Origin of the sequence: Nonomuraea sp. KM88 (genome assembly GCF_052245635.1) — a bacterium.
Lineage (GTDB): Bacteria > Actinomycetota > Actinomycetes > Streptosporangiales > Streptosporangiaceae > Nonomuraea.
Map to the genome: position 1 here is coordinate 106688 of NZ_JBQQCC010000011.1, position 20319 is coordinate 127006.

The following is a 20319-nucleotide window of genomic DNA, read 5'->3' on the forward strand; positions in this document are numbered from 1 at the left end:
ACCGGATACAGGGCCCGCCGCCGCACCTTCCCCCTCCGACGGCGGCGGGCCCGCTTCCGGTTGCCCCGCAGCGGGGCCTCCCGTGCCCTGGCGACTGTCCGGCGGGCCAGCACTTGGCCAACTGGTGGTTGACATTTGGGGAAATGGCGGTTGGTCCTCGTGAGAAGGGGTATGAATTGCGACGCCCCCGATCGACGGGATTCGGACGGGGGCACCAATCTTCCGATGGTCCCTCGTCCGGCGCGCGCAGGTGAGAGCTCCCCGCAACCGCAAGGATCGGGCCAGTAGGTTGTCCGATAGTCGCGCGGTTTCTGTCGGGCTGCTCGGCTACTGTCATGACCCATGGACCGCAACGCTCCTGACCAACGATCCCCGCTCATCGTCTGGGGCGCCCTCGCCATCGTCTACGTGGTCTGGGGGTCGACCTACCTCGGCATCGGCATCGTGGTCGAGTCGATCCCGCCGCTGCTCGGCGCCTCCATGCGGTTCCTCGCCGCGGCCGTGCTCCTCGGCGGGTTCCTGCTCCTCACGTCCGGCAGGCGGGCGTTCACGATGACCCGGCGGCAGCTCCTCAGCGCCTCGCTGGTGGGCGTGCTGCTGCTCACCCTGGGCAACGGCATGTTGTCCGTGGCGGAGCAGTACATCTCGACCGGGCTGGCGGCGCTGCTCGTGGCGTCGGTTCCGCTGTGGCTCGTCGCCTTCAGGTTCGCGGTGCGTGACCGTCCCAGGGCCGCCACGATGGCGGGCGTGCTGGTGGGCCTCGGCGGGGTGGCGGCGCTCTCGCTCACCGGCAACGAAGGGGCGGCCGCCACGGGGATCGCGGTGGTGCTGGTCGCCTCGCTGCTGTGGGCGGTGGGAGCGTTCCTGTCGGGCCGCGTCACGATGCCGGCCAACTCGTTCGCGACGAGCACGATCGAGATGCTCGCGGGCGGCCTCGGCCTGGCGGTGCTCGGCACCGCGACGGGTGAGCGGCTCGACCCGTCGACGATCACCGGCAGGTCCTGGATCGCGCTCGCCTACCTCATCCTCGTGGGATCGCTGATCGGGTTCACGGCGTTCTCGTGGCTGCTCGGCAACGCCCCCATCTCGCTCGTGTCCACGTACGCCTACGTCAACCCCGCCGTGGCGGTGGTGCTCGGCGCGCTGGTGCTGAGCGAGCCGATCACGCCGCGGATCCTCGTGGGCGGCGTGATCATCCTGGTCGGCGTCGCGCTGGTCATCTCGACCGAACGCAGGTCAAAGATCCCGCAGCGCGCCGGCGAACGCGTCGACCGTGGCGGCGACGTCCGCCTCGGTGTGCGCCGTGGACATGAACCACAGGCCGCGCGGGACCATGTTGACTCCCCGGTCGAGTAGCGCGGCGTGCAGCCTGGCCATCCCGGCCCGGTCGGTGGCGGCGAAGTCCCGGTAGTTCCGCACGGCGGGCGCGTCGGTGAAGTACGTCTGGAACACCGGTCCCGGGCCGTCCACGAGCATCGGCACGCCGGCGCCGGCCGCGGCCGACCGCAGGCCCTCCATCAGCGACTTGCCGCGCTCGTACAGCGTGCCGTAGATCTCGTCGCGCTGCTCGTCGAGGATGCGCAGCGTGGCCTCGGCGGCGGCGATGCCGACCGGCTGGGAGTTGAACGTCCCCGCGTGGGCCACCTTGCCCGTCGAGATGTGGTCCATGACGGCCGCCCGGCCGGTCAGCGCCGACACCTGCATGCCCGCGGCCATGGCCTTGCCGAACACCGACAGGTCGGGAGTGACCCCGAGGTGTTCCTGGGCGCCTCCGGGGGCGAGCCGGAAGCCGGTGATGATCTCGTCGAAGATCAGCAGGGTGCCGTGCTCGTCGCACAGCCGCCGCACGCCCTCCAGGTAGCCGGGGTCCGGGCTGATCGCCCCGGTGTTGCACAGGATCGGCTCGGCGATGACGGCGGCGATCTCCCCCGAGTGCCGTTCCATCAGGCCGGCCAGGGTCTCCAGATCGTTCCACGGGCAGATGACCAGGTCGTCCGCGTGCCCCGGCTGCTGTCCCGCCGTGCCGGGCACCGCCATGGGGGCGCCGGCCGGCCCGGCCGCGTCCACCGCCGGGTGCACGCTGTAGAGGACGGGGTCGAGCCAGCCGTGGTAGTGGCCCTCGAACTTGAGGATCTTGGACCGGCCGGTGTAGCCGCGGGCCAGCCTGAGAGCGCCGTGGACGGCCTCCGACCCGACGGTGTTGAACCTGACCCGTTCGGCCGAGGGCACCATGGCACAGATCCGCTCGGCCACGCGCACCTCGGCGGCGTGCTGGGCCGAGTAGACCATGCCGCGGGCCGCCTGGGCCGCGATGGCCTCGACGACCGCCGGCGGGCAGTGGCCGAGCAGCGCGGGCCCCTGGCCGAGCACGTAGTCGACGTAGGAGTTGCCGTCCACGTCCCACAGGCGCGCGCCCTGGGCACGGTCCACGTAGAGGGGGACACCGGCCACCCGGCGGGCGTCGCTGGAGACGCCGCCGGCCAGGTAGTGCCGGCCGGCGGCATAGAGGTCACGGCTGACGTGCAAGGTCCTGCTCATGTGACCATCAAAGGCCGCGGCTCCGGCCGCCGACAAGGAGGAGAGCAACAAGGAGGGCGGCATCGCAAGGACGGGCCCTTGTGAGGCCCGCGACGCTCCTGGTGAGCTGCTCATGGAGATCTGCTGAGCGGGCTGCCGCCACGGCCTGACCGGAGAAGACGTCTGAGCAGGTTTCCTGTGGGTGAAGCGACTTCCAGGAAGGAACGGCCGTGTTTCTCGGGCGCATCCGGCGGTCTCCCGCCGAGCAAGTCGAACTGGTGGCCTGGCGCGAGGGTGGCGAACTGCTCAGCCTGGCCGGGCTGGACGCCGGTGACGATCCGGTGGCCCTGCTCGATCGGTACGGGCTGGACCGGCTCACCGGCGAGGTGAACCGGCTCTGGGCCGGCGCGCCGGCCGTGCTCGACGAGTCGTCGGTGGTGTTCGAGCCGCCGGTGGCGACCTGCACCAAGATCTGCTGCCTGGCGCTGAACTACGTCGCGCACGCCGAGGAGAGCGGGCTGGAGGTGCCGCCCGAGCCGGTGCTGTTCTTCAAGCCGCCGTCCGCGCTGACGGGCCACAACCGCCCGGTGACCGCTCCGGCCCGTACGAGGCATCTGGAGCACGAGGTCGAGCTGGCGGTCGTGATCGGCTCGACGGTCCGCGACCTGCCCGCCGAGCGCTGGCGGGAGGCCGTGGCCGGATACACCGTGATCAACGACATGACGGCCCGCGACCTCCAGCTGGCCAACATCGCCCGTAACGCTCCGTGGGACCAGTCCAAGGGGTTCGACACGTTCGCCCCCGCCGGGCCGTACCTCGCGACGGTGGACGAGGTGCCCGACCCGCAGGACCTGGAGCTGACGCTGGAGGTCGACGGGGAGGTGCGGCAGCGGGCGAACACCAAGCAGATGGTGTTCGGGATCCCCGAGCTGATCGCCGACCTGTCGGACGGGATGACGCTGCTGCCCGGCGACCTCATCGCCACCGGCACCATCGCGGGGATCGCCCCGCTCAGGGACGGGGACGTCATGCGGGCCACCGTGCAGGGCGTGGGCACCCTGGTCAACCGTGTCGACTTTCGGCCCGCCTAAACCATAGATATCGGCGCACCTTACTCGTACTCTTGGAGGCATGGACTTCACGGTCGGCGCCCTCATCGACATCGACGACTACGTCGCCTCGACGCGGGCCCGCGGCCGGGAGTGGGCGCGCCGGCAACTCGGCCAGGCCGATCGCGCGGTGCGCGCGGTGGCGGCACGACGGCCGGCCTCCTGCGAGCCGCTGCCTCCCGACGAGTGGCTGGTCCGGCTGAGCGGCGACGACCCCGACAGGCTGATGGGCGAGGCGACCGCGCTGGCCGAGCAGATCCGCGCCGGCATCGTCAGCGCCACCGACCTCACCGCGACCGTGAGCCTGGGCACCCCTCGGCGGGGCCCAGGCAGCACGACGGCGACCGAACGGGACGCCCGACGTACCAACGCCTACAAGCTGCTGCTCGGCGGCGACAGGGTCATCACGGCGCCGCAGGAGGAGTACTCCGAGGCGGCGCCGCCCGTGCGCATCGAGGCGGAGCTGGCCCGCCGGATCCAGGCCGGCGACAGGGGCGGCGCGGCCGGGCTGCTGGCGGGCTGGGTGGACAGGTGCGTCCAGGAGCGCGGCCTGTCCCCGAGGACGCTGCACAACTGGCTGATGGGCGAGCTGCTCTTCGTCGTGGACGTGGTCAACAGGGGCCGGCTCGCGGGCGGCTCCACCGACTGGGTCGACGCCTTCGCGCGCCTGCCGATCGAGGAGCTCACGACGGTGACCCAGATCCACGAACGCTCCTACCTGCACATCTGGATCGAGGAGACGTTGTGGCGGCTGATGCCGCCCGCCGCGCGCGACATCCTCTCGATGGCCGAGAGCTACATGGCGGCGCACTACACCGACCCGCGCCTGCGGCTCGCGACGGTCGCGGAGGCCGTCTCGGCCAGCCCGTTCTACATCGCGCACCTGTTCGCCGACGTGCGCGGGACGACGTTCCTGCGCCACCTGACCGGGCTGCGGCTGCGCCACGCCCGCGTCCTGCTCACCGCCACCACCGCGCCGATCGACACGGTCGCCGCCCGCTCGGGCTATCTGAGCGCGAAGGTGTTCCGCGGCGTGTTCAAGCGCCACGTCGGCTGCTCGCCCAGCGAATATCGCCGCAACCACCGGCCCCTGCCCCTGTGAGACCCGCACCCGGGCGCGCTAGTCGACGCGCGACACCAGCCGGTACGGCTGCCGCGGCCGCCCCGCCTGCGACGACCTGACCGGCGGGAGAGCCCACGCCAGCCCTTCCTCGACGAGGCTCTGCAACACCCGGCGGGCGCTGCGCGGCGCGACGCCCAGCACCTCGGCCACGCTCTCCGCGTCGACCACCATCGCCTCGGGGTCGTCGCCCAGCCGCTGGAGGAGCCGGTCGAGCGTCCTGGCCGCCTTGGAGTCGGCCATGGGCTCGTCCACCTGCTCCCGCCTGCGCCGCTGCCGCAGGGGCAGCGAGGTCGCGGTGCCGTCGCCGCTGACCAGGAAGGCGGCGGTGGCGTCGGCCGCACGCGCCCGCTCGACGGCGATGAGGGCGTGGGCGTCGGCGTCGCGGGCGGTGTTGCCGAGCCCGATGCCCACCTCGACGACCATCCCAAGGTCGGCGCGCACCCGGTCGGCGAACGGCGCCACCCGGAACCCGTCGGTGGCCTGCGAGAGCGCCCCCACGGTAGCCGTGATCACGTAGCTGTTCTCCTCGCGCGGGGCCACGGTCGCGCCCATCAGCCGGGCCTCGGCGAGCAGCGACCTGTGCAACGACAGCTTCAGCTCCTGCTGCCAGTAGTTGCCCGGCCCCGACTGGGCGGGGCGGGCCGAGGCCGCGAGCTCGACCAGCACGATGGCGATCTGCGACTCCTCCAGGCGGCTGCCCGTGCCCAGCAGCGTCGCGGTGTTGATGGCCAGGCGCAGCGTGTGCGGGGTGGGCATCATCCGCAACACCGGCACCTTGGCCGCCTCCAGCTTGCGGGCCACGGTCCTGACCGTGGTCAGCGCCGCCGTGGTGGCGCCCTCGCGGTAGAGGCGCTCGTGGAAGCCGACGAAGTCGCGCACCGAGTCGGGCTGGCGGTATTCGGAGACGTGCACGCCGTCCATGGGCACGCCGATCTCCTGGTAGGCCTCGGCCACGTCGGCGCGCGCGATCGAGTCGATGCTCACCCTGGCGGGGTCGATCCGCATGGACAGCGTGCCGCGCAGCAGGCTGGAGTAGAGGCCGGCCCCGCTCACCGGCACGAACGTGGCGGGCACCGGCAGCTCGCCCGCCTCGGTGGCCAGGTCGTGCTGGAGAGGCCCGGTGAACAGGACCGCGTCGATGTTGCCCGCTATCTTGGCGAGCTTCTCGCGCGTCTCGTGCTCACCCGCGTGGGGGGCGCCCACCAGCCGGAACGACGCGGCCGACGGCAGGCTCGCGCCGATGTGCACGATCTGCTCGACCAGATCGTGCGGCCCCACCACACCAATCGCGATCTTGGATCGTAGCCCGTCCACCTCTATGCCCCTGTTCTCCCGAGCAGAGCGGTGATCGTGCCCCCGAGTACCGCTGCCCTGTCGTCGTCGCCGAGATCTGAGAACAGTATCCGCCCTAGCGACATGCGCAGATCGATGAAGGGAAAGTCCGACCCGTACACGACCCGGTGCGCGCCGAGCCTGCGGACCATCTCGGCGATGTCCGCGCCCGTGTTGAAGGACCCGCACACCTCCAGGACGACCCGCTCGTGCCGCTCGGCCACCTCGATCGACTGGTCGATGCCCAGCGGCGTCACCCCCGAGTGCCCCGCCAGGATCGTGGCCCGCGGGTGCCTCCCGGCCACCTCGTCGACCAGGGGCAGGTCGTTGTACGGCGAGCCGGAGTAGGTGTGGGTGAGCACCGGCCGCCCGGTGAGCTCCGCGTACTCCCAGACCGGCGCGTAGCGCGAGCCGGTCAGCGGGTATTCGTGCAGGTCGGGATGGAGCTTGATCCCGCCGAAGCGCGGGTCGCCGCCCCACCGGTCGAGCTCGGCCACCGGGTCCTGCCACGGGTTGACGGTCAGGTAGCCGGTGAACCTGTCGGGCGCCCGGTCCACGATCTCCGCGGTGACCGCGTTGCCCCTGGCGGCGTCGAGCTGGATCGCCAGATGGCTGGAGAGCATCGCGTGCGCGACGCCGCACCGGTCCATCACCCCGATCATCCCGGCCGGGTCGGGGTCGGGGATGAAGAACACGCTGTACGGCCCGGCATGGGCGTGCGCGTCGACGATCCTCGTAGCCTGCTGCGGGCGGCGCTCCCACAGAGCCGTCGTCAACTCGTTCATGCCGCTCGGATCTCCCTCCTCAGCAGCCGGTGCACGTTCCCCGCGCCGATGGCCGCGACCTCCGCCTGCCCGAGCTCCGACCAGAGCAGCCGGGTGACCGCCTCGGCGGGGTCGCGGTAGGGCGCTCCGGTGCCGAAGACGAACCTGTCCGCGCCGAACCGGGCGACCAGCCACTCCAGCCCGCGGTGGGAGGACAGGTCGGCCAGCCCGATGTGCACGTTGCCGGTCCTGTCCAGGACGCCGGCGATCTGCCGCAGTTTCCGGTAGCCCACGCCGCCGACGACGATCCGCAGGCACGGGTGTGCCCGCGCGAGCGCCTCCACCTCCTGCCAGCTGGTCTGGCCGGCGTCCACGAGCAGCGGCAGGCGTACGGACTCCACGGCGCCGAGAACGGCGGCCGCGTCGGGGCCCGCGAGGTCCCAGCCGTGATCGAGCGGGAAGGCGCGCACGGCGACCACGCCCGCCTCCACGGCGGCCCCGGCGAACCCGGCGCCCGTCTCGCCGCACGTGTCGGGCACCATCACCCAGCACGGGCTGAGCCTGGGCTCCCCCGCGAGCCGGCCGATCAGCTCGCGGTTGCCCCGCGCCGGGTCGTGCAGCCACGACGTCATGCTGCCGACCACGGCCTCGGCGATGCCCACGCGGTCCATCGCGGCGAGCAGCTCGGCCACGGTCCCCCCGCCCACGTCGCGACGCGGATGGCGGCCGAGCATGGCGTCCGCGTCGATCAGGACCGGCCGGTCCTCGCTCATCGGCCGCCCCAGTGCTCGGCGAGCCCGTCCCGCGCCCAGCCGTGCGCGGTGAACGTGTCGGTCACGCCGCCCACGCTGATGGTGGACGGGCTCGCCTGGGCCTCGGGCGGCGCGTCCCTGAACGGGAAGACCGCGACCGTGAACCGGCCGTCGCGGCGGCGCAGCCCCAGCGAGTGGATCTCGCCGTACGGGGCGGTCGCGGTCTCCGGGTCTGGGATCCTGGCCCGCCCGCTGCCGAACGTGACCTCGTCCGGCGGCTCCACGGGCACCACGAGCAGCCCGGGGCCCTGGCTGCTCGCGTAGCCACCGCCGTGCTCGACCCACGGCGACGTGCCGTGCAGCAGCCAGATCGCCTCCGCGTCGATCGCGTCGGTGATCAGCCAGTACGACGGCTCGCTCCTGACGAAGACGATCCGGCGGTCGTGCCTGGCCCGGTAGCCGTGGTGGTGACCGGCGAAGACGTCCACGTGCTCGCCCGCGTGGAACAGGTCGCGGGCCGCCCTGCGGTCCTCGGTGTACTCCTCGCCGGGCACGAGCAGGGTGTTGTGGCCCCTGGTGGCCTGGAACCAGTCGTAGTAGCCGGGATCGTCGTACGACGGCGGGCCGCCCGCCTCCCACGCCAGCGGCACCCCCCAGCCGGACAGCACGAAGTCGAGCGCCGCGTGGTGGCTGTGCGGCTCCAGCTCGTGCCCGATGTACGGCCCGTGGTTGATCACGGTGTGCAGGGTGCCTGCGCGGAAGATCGTGTAGGCGCTGTCCTCCAGGGCGTGCGAGCCCTCGGCGGGCGCGATCGCCTCACCCAGCAGCCTCTCCCCTGTGCGCACCATCTCGGCGGGCCAGACCACGCCGCTGTCCTGCAGGTGCGGGACCCACCCGCCCGAGGTCGTCAGCGAGACCAGCCAGTCGTGCATGGCGCGGAAACGGGGGTGCGCGACCAGGTCGGGGTCGACGGACGCGGCCCGCTGCACGCCTCCCAGGCACATGCCGTGGTAGCCGGGGGAGCGCTCGTGGTGGCCGCCGTCCTCGCGCACGTCCCGTTCCAGGTGTTCCAGGATGCGCGCCCTGGCCACCTCGGCCCACTGCCCCGACTCGGGCAGGTCGGCGAACACGCGGGCGACGTGCAGCAGCTCGCAGACGGTGGCGAACTGCCAGTTGCCGTGCCGGAACTCGTCGTGCTCCTCGGCCGCCCACCGGGCGCCGCCGAGCACGGTCTTCATCATCTGCAGCCAGCACTCGTCGCTGAGCGCGGGCTCGGTGGAGAGGACGGCCAGCGCCCGGGTGACGTGCATCGACCGGGAGGACACCCCGAGGGAGTACCAGACCACGTCGAGCCCTGGCCAGTCGCCTTCGACCTGGTCGCGGCTCGCGTACCACTGCCGGAAGAAGCGGTCCCACTCGCGGGCGTAGCGCGGGTCACGGGTCTGCGCGTAGGCCGAGACCAGGGGCATCATCCACCGCAGGTAGTGGAACCCGTACAGCCGGGACCGGCCGTGGCCCTTGTCGAGGAAGTCGACCTCGGTCCCGATCAGCCGGTCCGCCTCCGCCACGTCCTCGGGCCGGGGCTGCGGCCACACCGGGTCGGGCCGCCGCCACGGCCGGGCCTGCGCGACCGTCGTCACGCCCAGCTCGGCGAGCAGCGCCTCGTCAGTGATGTGCCGCATCCGCGCCTGGTCAACGTGCGGCGGCTTCTCCACGTACGTCCCCATCAGAGCTTCACCGGCTGCCCCGTCCGGGCCGACTCGTGCGCGGCCGCCAGGACCGCGGTCACGTGCCGGGAGCTCTCCACGGTGATCAGCGGCTCGGTGCCGGCGATCGCGCAGTCCACGAAGTGGTGGATGGCGTCGCGGTAGGCCCCCGCGGGCACCCCGTGCACGACCCGCTGCAGCATGTTCCTCGGGTAGGTGTAGCCGTCCTCGGTGGCCAGCTGGATGTTCTCCTTCTGCCGGTCGAGCTGGATGGCGCCCGTCTCGCCGGCCACGGTGACGTAGCTGTCCACCATGGTCGGGAAGGTGTTGGGGTAGATCCAGGCCGACTCGAACGTGGCGACCGCGCCCCTTCCGAACCTGGCCTGGATCTGCATGGCGTCGGGGGTGTCGATGCCCCGGCCGCGCAGCTTGCCATATCTGGCCGTGGCGAACACCTCGACGACCTCGTCGTCGTACAGCCAGGTCAGCAGGTCGATGTCGTGGCTGGACAGGAACCAGGCGCAGGTGGTCCGGTCGGCCCAGCCGATCATCTCGGTGGGCACGTAGATCGTGTCGTCCTTGCGCGCGTAGCCCACGACCGGCTCGCCGATCACCCGCATCTGCTCCTTGGCCTGCGCGTACGCCGGCACCCAGCGGTGGTTGAACAGGCACATGGCCACCACGCCGGCCGACCGGATCGCGGCGACGGCGCGGTCGGCGTCGGCCACGGTGGTGGTGAACGGCTTCTCGACCAGGATGTGCACGCCGGCGCGGGCGGCGGCCACCATGACGTCGGCGTGCAGGTGGTCGGGGGTGGTGATGGAGATCGCGTCCACGGTGCCGGAGTCGAGCAGCTCCTGGTAGCCGGGGTAGACGGTCGCTCCTGGGGCGTGTTCGAGTGGCCTGCGGGCGACCGCGGTGATCTCGGTTGCGGGATGGGCGGCGAGGACCTCGGCGTGGCCGCGGCCCATCAGGCCGGCGCCGACGATCCCGATGCGAAGTTCAGGCAAGTGCGTCATTCCATCTTTTCTCGGCGGCGTCGAGTGCTTCCTCGGCGCTCTGGGATCCCTGGAGGAAGGCTCTGACCTCTTCCATGAGGTATTCGGCGAGCTCGGCGTCCTTGCTGGTGCCGAGCGGGAGGTACTGCAGCTGGGGCAGCCCCTTGACGATCACCTGGCGGGCGGCGGCCATGGGGTCGTCGCCCGCGGCCTCGGTGAAGAAGGGGTCCTTGGTCGACGAGACCGTGGACGGGTAGATCGGCACGATCTTGCAGAACGCCAGCTGGTTGACGCCGTTGGTGAAGAACTTGATGAACTCGGCGGCGGCCTTCTTGTGCGTGGAGGCCTTCGGGATGGAGAAGGCCTGCTGCGCGAGCAGCAGGTAGCCGCCGGTGTTCATCTTCACCGGCTCGGTGATGACGAGGTCCTTGTAGACGTCGGGGGCGTTCTTCTGGATGTTGAGCAGCTCGGCGGCGTTGGCCATCGGTTTGAAGGCGACCTGGCCGTTCTCCAGCGACTGGGGCAGGTTGCGGATGTCCTTGGAGATGGCGCCGGGCGCGATGCCGTGCTTGTCGTAGCTCTTCTTGAACGTCTCCAGGACGGCGATCGCCTCGGGCGTGTTGAAGGCCGCCTTCTTCTTGTCGTCCGTCAGCAGGGAGACGCCGTGATAGCGCAGCGCGGTGTGGTCGGGGATGGCGTTGGTGCCGTTGACCTTGGTCTTCTCGTAGACCTTGTCGGCCAGCGCGAGCGCCTCGGCGAAGGAGGTGGGCGGAGCCTTCTCGTCGAAGCCGGCCTTGCTGACGACCGACTTGCGGTACATCGCGACGGGGGAGCCGCCGTTGTACCAGGGCACGGCGTAGAGCTTGCCGTCCATCCGCATCGGCTCGACCAGGTTGGGCTGGAAGTCGGCCAGCTCTTTCTGGCCGAAATAGGCGTCGAGCGGCTCCAGCGACGGGACGAACCTGCCCAGCTCGACCGAGTTGACGTTGACCGCGTCGGGCACGTCGCCGCTGGCGACGGCGGCGAGCAGCTTGGTCGCGCTCTCCTGGCCGGGGACGTCCACCCACTTGATGCTGACCTTGGGGTGTTCCTTCTCGTACTGGGCGATCAGGCCGGTGATGTAGTCGCTGTAGTTCTTCTTCAGGTTGATCGTCCAGAACTCGACCTCACCCTCGAAGGGCTGGTCGTCCGCGGGCGCGGCGGCGGTCTGGGGCGACGTGCCGGCGACGCAGCCGGCGGTGAAGAGGGACAGCGCCAGCGCGCCGATCGTTAAGGCACATCGAGTCATCTCCGCGAGCCTCCTGCAAGATATGGCCGTCCTTTATCGCCACTTTCGGCACCATGTCAGCCCTGAGACGGAACGTCAAGAGGCAGGTCTTGACCATGTCGATCAGCCGAATGTACGCTTCCCCAAATTCTGGCCAGCCTTTATCAAATCTTAGGACGGCAAAAAGGATGTGATGCGATGGCCGCCGGCCGGATCCCAGGGCAGCGGTGGTACACGCCCTACCTGTTCGTGATCCCGGCACTCGCCCTGTTCGGCGTGTTCTTCGCCTGGCCGGCGATCACCGCGATCCAGCTGTCATTCCTCGAGTACGACGTGGTGTCGCAGCCGGTCTTCGTCGGGGTGGAGAACTTCACCAGGATCGTCGGAGACAGCAGATTCTGGACCGCGCTGCTCAACTCGCTGCTCTTCCTGGTGGGCATGTTCCCGCTGCTGGTGGTCGTGCCACTGCTGCTGGCCGTGCTGGTCAACCAGAAACTCCCCGGCATCAGAACGTTCCGGATGCTCTACTACCTGCCGGTCGTGACCTCGATGGTCGCCGTCGGCGTCGCCTGGGAATACGTCTTCCACCAGCAGGGCGTGCTCAACTGGATCCTCACCGGAGCCGGGCTCCTCGACCAGCCCATCCAGTACCTCCTCGACCCCTTCTGGGCGCTGCCCGCGCTCGTCCTGGTCGAGGGCTGGAAGAGCATGGGCTTCTACATGATGATCTATCTGGCCGGGCTGCAGACCATCCCCGCCAACCTGTACGAAGCCGCGAAGGTCGACGGCGCCACCGCCTGGCACCGGCTGCGCCACATCACGGTGCCGCTGATGGTGCCGTACATCGCGGTCGCGGTGACGGTGGAGATGCTGGACGCCATGCAGGCCTTCACCTCCATCTACGTGATGACCAGGGGCGGCCCGCAGGACGCCACCCTCACCCTCGGCTACTACATCTGGTCGGCGGCGTTCGAGCACTACGAGATGGGCTACGCCAGCGCGATGGGCCTGGTGCTCTGGGTGCTGATGATCGCCATGGCCATCCTCAACTACCGGCTCACCCGCGGACGGACGGTCACCCCATGAGCCTGCCCATGACACTGCGGCGCGCGGGGATGTACATCCTGCTGACGGCGATCGCCCTGGTCTTCGTCGGCCCGTTCCTGATCCTGCTCAGCGCTGGGCTGAAGCCCGCCGGCCAGGCGGTCTTCTCCTTCCCGCCCGACGTCATCCCCCGGCCGCCCGTGCTCGACTGGGCGGTCGAGGCCTGGACCGCCATCCCGTTCCCCACCTACCTGCTCAACTCGGTGATCTACGTCGGCGTGACGGTGCCGCTCTACATCGTCGTCTCCGCGTTGTGCGCCTACCCGCTCGCCCTGATGACCTTCAGGGGCAAGAACCTCATCTTCTTCGCCATCCTGTCCACGATGTTCCTGCCGAGCGAGGTCATGCTCATCCCCAGGTTCCTCGTGGTCTCCGAACTCGGGATGGCCGACACGTTCGCCGGGGTGATCCTGCCCGGGGTGCTCTCCGCCTTCGGGATCTTCCTGCTCCGGCAGACGTTCGCGGGCGTGCCCCGCGAGGTCGTGGACGCCGCCCGCACCGACGGCTGCCACGAACTGCGGATCTTCTGGCACGTCATGCTCCCCGCCGCCCGCCCCACCCTCGCGATCCTCGGCATCTTCGGCTTCATCTCGGTCTGGAACAGCTTCATCTGGCCGCTCGTGGTGCTGAAGGACTCGGCGAAATACCCGGTCGCGCTGGGGATCGCCTATCTCGCCGGAATCACCGGCACGGATGTTCGCAGCCTGGCGGCCGGAACGATCATCTCGATCATCCCGGTCGTCATCGTTTTCATGATCATGCAACGGCACGTACTCGAAGGCATGCGCGGCGCGGTCAAGGGCTGACGCCGCCGGAGGTGATGGATCGATGGTGACACGCAGGCAGTTCGGTCTCGGCGCGCTCGCGATGGGCGTGCTGGGAACCGTGCACACGGGCACGGCTCGCGCCTCGGCGGGCCACGACTACACGGCGCGGGAGACGTTCGACCTCTTCGAGCGGACCTTCCACGAGAGCGGCGCCGTGGGGCAGCCGACCGACAACAACGAGCACGGCGGCCTGGCCTGGGGCCAGTCCTACGTACTGGCCGCCTTCATCCGCATGTACGAGGCCTACCGCGACACCCACTACCTGGACCGGCTGGTCACCAACATCGACCTCGTGCTGGGCAACCGCGACTCCGAGCGCGGCGTGGCCGACTATCGCGGGGAGTCGCTGCCCGCGTGGCGGGCGATGCACCCCTACACGGTCGGCATCGCCGCGTTGAAGGACGCGACCGGCCGGCCCGTGCTGGAGGTGCGCAGCTCGCTGTCCTACGCCGACCTGACCACGGCCACCGTACGGGCGGGCAGCGGCGAGGACCGCTTCACGTTAGAGGTGAAGACCAGCAGGACCGGCGCGGTCGCCACCTTCACCGACCTGTCCATGGACCCCGACTCCCCCGACTACGCCGTACGCAGGATCCTCGACGCCTACCCGACGCCCACCCAGGTCACCGCGCGCGACCTGCGCGAGGGAGGGGAGGTCGCGCCCCCCGCCCAGGGCGCGACCCAGCTCGTCTCCCAGCCCGTGATCTTCGCGGTGCACACCGGCATGATCACCTACCCGATCGCGTCGTTCGCCCGGATCGTGATGCGCACGCCGAAGCTCCGCGCCGACCCGCGCTACCGGGCCAAGGCCGCGGAGTATCTCGAGGCCGCCAAGGCCGCGGCCGCCGTGCACGACCGCGAATGGCGGCAGAGCGACGACGGCGGCGGGCACCTCGCCTGGGTGAAGGGCACCCCGCTCGGCTACGACGGCACCGAGATGCCCACCAACCAGTTCCTCGCGCTCGGGCTCACCTACGCCGAGATCGCCGCCGCCACCGGCGACCCCGCCTACGCCGACCGGGCCAGACGGATGGCCCGCACCTTCGCCCGCGAGCTCAGGACGAACGACAAGGACGCCTACACCTGGTCCTACTGGCCGTCGTTCGGCGTGACCTACCGGGGCTTCTCGGCCGCCGACGGCATCTCGGAGTTCACCCCGTCGGGCAACGGCGCCAAGCAGATCGAGGACCTCAGCCACGGCGCGATCGACGTCGAGTTCGCCGCACTCGCCTTCCGTCACGGGCTCGGCTTCAAGGGCGCCGACATGGCCAGGTTCGCCAGGTCCTACAGCAAGAACATGGCCACCACCGACCCCGACGGCGTGCCGACCACGTTCCTGCGCGTCGACGGCACCGGCGGCCTGGCCTCCTCGGGCCAGTATCTCCAGGCGCCGCGGTGGATGGCCGTGGCGCAGTGGGACCGGGTGGTGTTCGACCACGCCAGGTCGATCTACGAAGCGCGCGCGCTGGAACCCAGCCAGGGCTCCCACATCGCCGGCGTGGGCTACCTCAACTGGCAGGCCCGCCGGCAGGATTGACGGCCCTACCTGGCGAAAGTGGCGGCGGCGGCGGCCAGGAACGCGTCATTGGCCTCGGGAGAGCCGATCGAGACGCGGACGCCCTCCTCCGCGAAGGGCCTGACCGCCACGCCCTCCGCCGCGCACGCGGCGGCGAAGTCGAGGGTGCGCCCGCCGAGCCGGAGCCAGACGAAGTTGGCCTCGGTGGGCGGCACCGTCCAGCCCTGCGCGAGCAGCGACTCCCGCACCCGGGTGCGCTCCTTGACCACCTGCTCGACCCGGTCGAACAGCTCGTCCTCCGCCCGCAGCGAGGCGATGGCCGCGACCTGCGCGAGGTGGTTGACCGCGAACGGGATGATCGTCTTGCGCACGGCCGAGGCCACCGGCTCCTGCGCGATCAGGTAGCCGACCCGCAGGCCCGCCAGCCCGTACGCCTTGGAGAAGGTGCGCAGGACGCAGACGTTGGGCCGGTCGCGGTAGAGGGTGAGGCCGTCGGGGACGTCGCGGTCGCGGACGTATTCGTGGTAGGCCTCGTCAAGCACGACGAGCACGTGCTCGGGCACGCGGTCGAGGAACGCCTCCAGCGCGCCACGGCGGATGGCCGTGCCCGTGGGGTTGTTGGGGTTGCACACGAACACCAGGCGCGTGCGGTCGTTGATCGCCTCGGCCATGGCGTCGAGGTCGTGGTCCTCACCGGCCAGCGGCACCTGGACCGAGGTGACCCCGGCCAGGTCGGCGAGGAGCGGGTAGGCCTCGAAGGAGCGCCACGCGTAGACGACCTCGACCCCCGGCTCGCCCACCGTCTCGAACAGCTGCTGCGCCACCGTGACCGACCCGGCCCCGAGCGCGACGTGCTCGGGCGGCACGGAGCAGCGCTCGGCGACGGCCTCGGTCAGCTTCGTCGCACCGGGATCGGGGTAGCGGTTGATCTGCCGCGCCCCCTCGGCGATGGCCTCGACCACGGACGGCAGCGGGTCGTACGGCGTCTCGTTGGACGACAGTTTGTACGACCGCCCATCGGGAGCCGCTACGGCCTTGCCCGGTTTGTACGGGGCCATGGTGTCGAGAATGTGGCGGAAACGAGGCATGGCCCAACTGTAGAAGGCGCGGCGCGGTGAAGCATCACCCGTCCCTGCCTTCAGCGGAGCTTGACGAGGGACGCCTGGACGAACCTGGCCGCCCTGTCGCCCGCGGCGAACCCGGGTCTACGCGTGGTGACGGCCACCTGCACCCAGACGTCCGACGAGCGGAAGGTGATGTCGGTCTTGTAGAGCTGCCCGCTGAACGAGAAGGGGGTCTTCTGGGTGTAGCTGAACGCCTCGTCCCCGACCTTCGGCCCCTTGCGGAGCTTGGTCCCCGGGACACGTTTCGGCTCTTCCTTCATGGTCACGACCGACTGGTCGAAGGCCATCTCGACGCCCATGGCCATGCGGCTCGCCACGAGGCTCACGTTGCTGCCGTCGTCCCGTCTCCACCCGCAGCTGGCGGCGACGACGAACTGGCGTTTCGCCGGCCCTCCGAGCACCTTGCGCACCTGCGCGGCCGTCAGCAGGTCGCAGGCTTCGAAGTCGCGGGTCTTCTTCTTCGGCGGCGACGGCGACGGTTGCACGCTCGCGAACGTCTGCGGCACGGAGTAGGTGGCGCGGGGCGTCACGATGAACGCGATCGTGCGGATGATGTTCGGCATGAACGGCACCATGGCCACCGCAGCCGCCGTGACCAGCGCCACCGCGATCGTGGAGCCCACGACGACCCGGCGGCGGGGGCGGCGGGGCAGGCGGCCGGGCGCGGTCCGCTGCCTGCTCAGGGCCGGGTCGGTCGTGGGGTTGCCCTGAGCGATGGCGTCGAGCCAGCCGGCCACCTGGTCGGAGGTGCAGCGTCGCGCCGGGTCCTTGTCGAGGAGGGCGGCGAGCACGGGTGCGAGCGGGCCGGCCCGCCGTGCGGGGTCGGGCTCCTGCATCAGCACCGCCGCCATCACGGCCGCCTGGTTGGGCCGGGCGAAGGGCGGCGTGCCCTCCACCGCCGTGAACAGCGTGGCGCCGAGCGACCACAGGTCTCCGAGCGGGCCGTCGGCCTCGCCGCGCAGGCGCTCGGGGGCGATGTAGCCGGGCGAGCCGCTCAGGAACCCGGTCTGGGTGAGCTCGGCGTCCCCGGAGACGCTCGCGATGCCGAAGTCGGTGAGCAGGACCCGCCCGTCGTCGGTGAGCATGACGTTGGCGGGTTTGACGTCCCGGTGCAGGATGCCCGACGCGTGCGCGGCGCCGAGCGCGTCGAGCATGCGCGTGCCGATCCAGGCGACCCTGTGCGGCGGCAGCGGCCCGCCCTCGCGTACGGCCTGGTCGAGGGAGCGGCCCCGCACCAGCTCCATGACGATCCACGGCCGGCCGCCGTCGAGGACGACGTCGTGCACGGTGACGATGGACGGGTGGGAGCGCAGCCGCGCCGCGGCCCGCGCCTCGCGCAGCGTGCGCTGGGTCAGCTCCTCGCGCGACGCCGCGTCGAGGTCGGGCGGCAGCTTGACCTCCTTGACGGCGACCTCCTGCTGGAGCAGCTCGTCCATGGCCCGCCAGACCGTGCCCATGCCGCCCTGGCCGAGCTCCGCCAGCAGCCGGTAGCGGTCGGCGAGCAGCGGCGTCATCGGGCCGTCGCCGGCGCCGAAGGGATCCCCTGCCATCCGCCGTCTCCCTCGATTCGCGACCGGCCCGCATGTTGACATGTGATCTTACGGGCGTACGGAGCTGAATGTCCGGTTTTCCGGGGAAGCGCGAGCGCGTCAGTCTTTGAGGGTGCGCAACATCGGCGGGTGGAGCAGCTCGGCCGGGCCCCGGCGGTAGAGCTTGGCCGGGCGGCCCCCGTCGCGGGTCGTGGTCGCGCCCGTCTCCACCAGGAACCCCTCGGCCTTGGTGACCTTGCGGTGGAAGTTGCGGGGGTCGAGCACCCGGCCCCAGACGATCTCGTAGACGCGGCGCAGGTCGGCCACCGTGAAGTCGGGCGGGCAGAAGGCCGCGCCCAGCGGGGTGTATTCCAGCTTGGAACGGGCCCGCTCGACGCCGTCCTTCATGATGCGGCGGTGGTCGAAGGCCATGACGGCGAGCGAGTCGACCGGCTGCCAGCTCATGTGGGCCTTCTCCGAGGCCGGCAGGTCGGGGGCGAGGCCGAGGTAGGCCACGCTCAGCACCCGCTGGCGGGGATCGCGGTCGGGATAGCCGTAGGTCTGGAGCTGCTCCAGGTGCACGGGCGCCCCCGGCAGGCCGGCCCGCTCGGCCAGGATGCGGTGGGCGGCGGCCGGCAGGTCCTCGTCGAGCTGGATGAAGCCGCCGGGCAGCGACCAGCGCCGCAGGAACGGCGGATTGTCGCGCCGCCACACCAGCGCGCTCAGCGCCTGGTTGCGGACGGTGAGCACGACCAGGTCGACGCTGACCGGGATGCTCGGGACCATGGCAGGCACGTTACACGCAGCCGCGGACGGGGAGCGAACGCTGCGACGGCCCTCGAGGTCAGGTGTCGATCCGCACGTGTAACGGCTCCGTCGTCGACTGCCCTGACGGCAGCTTCACCCCGATCCTGACCCACTCTCCGGCCGGCACCTGTGACCAGTTGAACGGCACCCACGCGGTGGCCATGCCCTCGGGCAGTTCCTCCAGTGGGTCCTCGTCGAGCCAGCCGACCGCGGACACCACCAGCTCCTCGGTCCCGCCGGACCACTGGATGGTGACCGTGCCGCCCCTGAAGTTGTAGCCGCGCACCTCCACGCCGTCCTGGACGTCACGCCCGCGGCGGATCGCGTCGACCGCGAGCGGCCGCCGCCAGTCGGCGGTGATCTCCTGCTCCAGCGAGGGCTGGCCGCACGTCATGAAGTCGCTCCACATGTAGGAGACGATCTTCTGCACGTAGCGCCCGGCCATGGTCACGGCCTGGTCGAGCCGCTTCTTGTCGGTCTTGCCGCGGGTGCCGTGCGGGGCGCACGGCTGGTCGCCGGACGGCTCGAACGCCTCCACGTTCGCCCACAGCTGCACCTCGTAACCGGCCATGAGCAGCTCTTCGCGGGCGAGCGACATCTCGCGGTAGTATTCGCGCGTGGAGCCGTGGTACGCGGTCTCGTACGTCGACTCCCCCACCACAGGCCGCAGCCGCTCGTCGACCTCGCTCTCGCGCTCGTCGGGCCAGAACAGGCCCACCTTGCCGGTGCCGCGGCTGTCCTGGGGCGCGATGATGCCGACGCCCGTCTTCGTCAGCGCCCTGAACCCCTCGGCCACCTGCCTGGGCGTCTGGCCGAACGCCACCCGCTTGCGGGCGTCGAGGTAGGGGCTGATCAGGATGGGCTTGCCGGGGAGTTCCTGCTCCACGATCCGGTGCTGGTCGGCGTAGACCTCCAGCGTCGGGTTGTCGGCCAGGGTGTCGGACATCTGGACCTCGAACGGCTGGTAGACGCCGCCCAGCGACTCGCGCTCGGCGAAGCGCACTCCGTAGTCCTGCAGGATGCGCCGCGTCACCGTGGTGAGCGTGCCGATGTGCTTCTTGTTGGCCCTCGTCGGCGTCTTGGGGTCGCGGGGCGCGAGCGGCAGCGCGGGGAAGACCCGCATGCCGAACTGGTCGGCCAGCCCGAGCAGCTCCGTCAGGCTGTCCGTGGGCTTGCCCGCGATCAGGATCATGTCGTAGGAGACGGCCTTGCCGCTGAAGTCGCACGTGGAGTCGTCCGAGCCGTCCGGCTGGGTGATGAGCCGGAAATAGGTGCGCTTGGGCGTCTGGATGGCGTGTTCCATCTCGGGGCAGCGGAACAGGCCCTCGCCGAACGACTCGTCGGTGCGGTAGACGTACGTGCGGCCGATCCGGTTACCGGGGTTGGCCTTCTTCAGATCCCGCTCGGCGGCGTCGTGACAGGTCAGGCCGTCTTCTTCGCACGCCTCGTACAGCGAGTCGAGCTCGCCGTCCTTGGTCTTGATCTCGCCGGAGCGGGTGACGGGGCGGTATTGCAGGCCGTAGCCGATCCTGATGATCGTGTCGCCGCCGACGCTGTGGATCTCCTGCAACTGCTTGCGCCAGGTGCAGGGGTTGGACTTGGGGGTGATCCAGTAGCCGGTGACGGCGTAGGGGGCCTGTTCCTTCGTCTCGAACGTTCCACACCGGTCGGTGACCGCGCTCACCTTCGGTGTCGGCTGGGTGCTCGACGGCTTGGGCGTGGCCGGCCGGGTGACCGGTTGCTCCGACGAGATGGGAAACACGATGATCGCCGCCGCCACAACGGCGAGAATGGCCGCGCCCACAGCGAGGAAAAGCCAGCGCACGTTCAGGTACCTACCGCCC

Annotated in this window: 17 protein-coding genes; 6 read left to right on the forward strand and 11 right to left on the reverse strand. The window is 70.7% G+C overall.

The genetic code is table 11. The features are described from left to right. Positions 1-342 precede the first annotated feature (342 nt). Positions 343-1356, forward strand: a complete 1014-nt coding sequence (locus tag ACTWPV_RS29515; protein WP_443154286.1) for an EamA family transporter — start codon at positions 343-345, stop codon at positions 1354-1356. Here the strand turns inward: ACTWPV_RS29515 and ACTWPV_RS29520 are convergent. After that, positions 1237-2538: an aspartate aminotransferase family protein gene (locus ACTWPV_RS29520; RefSeq protein ID WP_347646082.1), complete on the reverse strand. Its 1302-nt coding sequence runs from the start codon at positions 2536-2538 to the stop codon at positions 1237-1239. The two genes, ACTWPV_RS29515 and ACTWPV_RS29520, sit on opposite strands and share 120 nt — an antisense overlap. Positions 2539-2747: 209 nt before the next feature. On the opposite strand from ACTWPV_RS29520, the gene ACTWPV_RS29525 reads away from it, so the two are divergent. Together ACTWPV_RS29525 and ACTWPV_RS29530 are read left to right on the forward strand one after the other, a co-directional pair. Continuing rightward, complete coding sequence (locus tag ACTWPV_RS29525; RefSeq protein WP_443154287.1) at positions 2748-3608, forward strand: fumarylacetoacetate hydrolase family protein; 861 nt, start codon at positions 2748-2750, stop codon at positions 3606-3608. 40 nt (positions 3609-3648) lie between these two features. Next, positions 3649-4728: a helix-turn-helix domain-containing protein gene (locus tag ACTWPV_RS29530; protein ID WP_443154288.1), complete on the forward strand. Its 1080-nt coding sequence runs from the start codon at positions 3649-3651 to the stop codon at positions 4726-4728. A gap of 18 nt (positions 4729-4746) precedes the next feature. On the opposite strand, the gene ACTWPV_RS29535 is transcribed toward ACTWPV_RS29530, so the two are convergent. The 6 genes from ACTWPV_RS29535 to ACTWPV_RS29560 are packed head-to-tail and all read right to left on the reverse strand — an operon-like array spanning position 4747 to position 11589. Further along, positions 4747-6063 (reverse strand): transcriptional regulator, encoded by a 1317-nt coding sequence (locus ACTWPV_RS29535; RefSeq protein WP_347646079.1) that lies wholly within the window; start codon positions 6061-6063, stop codon positions 4747-4749. Between the two features lie 2 nt (positions 6064-6065). Further along, positions 6066-6866 carry an amidohydrolase family protein gene (locus ACTWPV_RS29540; protein WP_443154289.1) on the reverse strand — a complete coding sequence of 267 codons (801 nt, stop codon included), beginning with the start codon at positions 6864-6866 and terminating at the stop codon, positions 6066-6068. Beyond that, on the reverse strand, positions 6863-7618 hold the full coding sequence (locus tag ACTWPV_RS29545; RefSeq protein ID WP_347646077.1) for an amidohydrolase family protein: 756 nt from the start codon (positions 7616-7618) through the stop codon (positions 6863-6865). Before ACTWPV_RS29545 ends, ACTWPV_RS29540 begins: the two co-directional genes overlap by 4 nt. Beyond that, positions 7615-9324, reverse strand: a complete 1710-nt coding sequence (locus tag ACTWPV_RS29550) for a heparinase II/III family protein (RefSeq protein WP_443154290.1) — start codon at positions 9322-9324, stop codon at positions 7615-7617. Before ACTWPV_RS29550 ends, ACTWPV_RS29545 begins: the two co-directional genes overlap by 4 nt. Next, the gene (locus ACTWPV_RS29555; RefSeq protein ID WP_443154291.1) at positions 9324-10322 is read right to left on the reverse strand and encodes a Gfo/Idh/MocA family protein; all 999 of its coding nucleotides are present in this window, start codon (positions 10320-10322) and stop codon (positions 9324-9326) included. The genes ACTWPV_RS29550 and ACTWPV_RS29555 overlap by 1 nt, the downstream gene beginning before the upstream one ends. Next, a complete protein-coding gene (locus tag ACTWPV_RS29560; protein ID WP_443154292.1) occupies positions 10306-11589 on the reverse strand; it encodes an ABC transporter substrate-binding protein in 1284 nt (427 codons plus the stop codon). Before ACTWPV_RS29560 ends, ACTWPV_RS29555 begins: the two co-directional genes overlap by 17 nt. Before the next feature lie 177 nt (positions 11590-11766). On the opposite strand from ACTWPV_RS29560, the gene ACTWPV_RS29565 reads away from it, so the two are divergent. Genes ACTWPV_RS29565 through ACTWPV_RS29575 form a run of 3 tightly spaced genes read left to right on the forward strand, consistent with a single transcriptional unit; the run spans position 11767 to position 15036 of the window. After that, positions 11767-12654 carry a carbohydrate ABC transporter permease gene (locus tag ACTWPV_RS29565; RefSeq protein ID WP_347646073.1) on the forward strand — a complete coding sequence of 296 codons (888 nt, stop codon included), beginning with the start codon at positions 11767-11769 and terminating at the stop codon, positions 12652-12654. Next, positions 12651-13478 carry a carbohydrate ABC transporter permease gene (locus tag ACTWPV_RS29570; protein ID WP_443154293.1) on the forward strand — a complete coding sequence of 276 codons (828 nt, stop codon included), beginning with the start codon at positions 12651-12653 and terminating at the stop codon, positions 13476-13478. Before ACTWPV_RS29565 ends, ACTWPV_RS29570 begins: the two co-directional genes overlap by 4 nt. 22 nt (positions 13479-13500) lie before the next feature. Next, positions 13501-15036: a hypothetical protein gene (locus ACTWPV_RS29575; RefSeq protein WP_443154294.1), complete on the forward strand. Its 1536-nt coding sequence runs from the start codon at positions 13501-13503 to the stop codon at positions 15034-15036. A 5-nt stretch (positions 15037-15041) separates the two neighbouring features. Here ACTWPV_RS29575 and hisC read toward each other — a convergent pair whose 3' ends face one another. From hisC to ACTWPV_RS29595, 4 genes are all read right to left on the reverse strand, one after another. Next, the gene (gene hisC / locus ACTWPV_RS29580) at positions 15042-16103 is read right to left on the reverse strand and encodes a histidinol-phosphate transaminase (protein ID WP_443154295.1); all 1062 of its coding nucleotides are present in this window, start codon (positions 16101-16103) and stop codon (positions 15042-15044) included. 50 nt (positions 16104-16153) lie between these two features. Then, positions 16154-17689 (reverse strand): serine/threonine-protein kinase, encoded by a 1536-nt coding sequence (locus tag ACTWPV_RS29585; RefSeq protein ID WP_443154296.1) that lies wholly within the window; start codon positions 17687-17689, stop codon positions 16154-16156. Positions 17690-17788: 99 nt separating this feature from the next. Continuing rightward, entirely contained in the window at positions 17789-18454 is a 666-nt protein-coding gene (locus ACTWPV_RS29590; RefSeq protein ID WP_347646068.1) for an NUDIX hydrolase, read from the reverse strand. 58 nt (positions 18455-18512) lie between these two features. Beyond that, positions 18513-20300 carry a DUF4434 domain-containing protein gene (locus tag ACTWPV_RS29595; RefSeq protein WP_443154297.1) on the reverse strand — a complete coding sequence of 596 codons (1788 nt, stop codon included), beginning with the start codon at positions 20298-20300 and terminating at the stop codon, positions 18513-18515. Positions 20301-20319: the final 19 nt, after the last annotated feature.

Bases quoted from the DNA above. Each gene is read 5' to 3' on its own strand.
- ACTWPV_RS29515 (WP_443154286.1), top strand. From the start codon at position 343: ATGGACCGCAACGCTCCTGACCAACGATCCCCGCTCATCGTCTGGGGC.
- ACTWPV_RS29520 (WP_347646082.1), bottom strand. From the start codon at position 2,538: ATGAGCAGGACCTTGCACGTCAGCCGTGACCTCTATGCCGCCGGCCGG.
- ACTWPV_RS29530 (WP_443154288.1), top strand. From the start codon at position 3,649: ATGGACTTCACGGTCGGCGCCCTCATCGACATCGACGACTACGTCGCC.
- ACTWPV_RS29540 (WP_443154289.1), bottom strand. From the start codon at position 6,866: ATGAACGAGTTGACGACGGCTCTGTGGGAGCGCCGCCCGCAGCAGGCT.
- ACTWPV_RS29545 (WP_347646077.1), bottom strand. From the start codon at position 7,618: ATGAGCGAGGACCGGCCGGTCCTGATCGACGCGGACGCCATGCTCGGC.
- ACTWPV_RS29550 (WP_443154290.1), bottom strand. From the start codon at position 9,324: ATGGGGACGTACGTGGAGAAGCCGCCGCACGTTGACCAGGCGCGGATG.
- ACTWPV_RS29555 (WP_443154291.1), bottom strand. From the start codon at position 10,322: ATGACGCACTTGCCTGAACTTCGCATCGGGATCGTCGGCGCCGGCCTG.
- ACTWPV_RS29560 (WP_443154292.1), bottom strand. From the start codon at position 11,589: ATGACTCGATGTGCCTTAACGATCGGCGCGCTGGCGCTGTCCCTCTTC.
- ACTWPV_RS29565 (WP_347646073.1), top strand. From the start codon at position 11,767: ATGGCCGCCGGCCGGATCCCAGGGCAGCGGTGGTACACGCCCTACCTG.
- ACTWPV_RS29570 (WP_443154293.1), top strand. From the start codon at position 12,651: ATGAGCCTGCCCATGACACTGCGGCGCGCGGGGATGTACATCCTGCTG.
- ACTWPV_RS29575 (WP_443154294.1), top strand. From the start codon at position 13,501: ATGGTGACACGCAGGCAGTTCGGTCTCGGCGCGCTCGCGATGGGCGTG.
- hisC (WP_443154295.1), bottom strand. From the start codon at position 16,103: ATGCCTCGTTTCCGCCACATTCTCGACACCATGGCCCCGTACAAACCG.
- ACTWPV_RS29585 (WP_443154296.1), bottom strand. From the start codon at position 17,689: ATGGCAGGGGATCCCTTCGGCGCCGGCGACGGCCCGATGACGCCGCTG.
- ACTWPV_RS29590 (WP_347646068.1), bottom strand. From the start codon at position 18,454: ATGGTCCCGAGCATCCCGGTCAGCGTCGACCTGGTCGTGCTCACCGTC.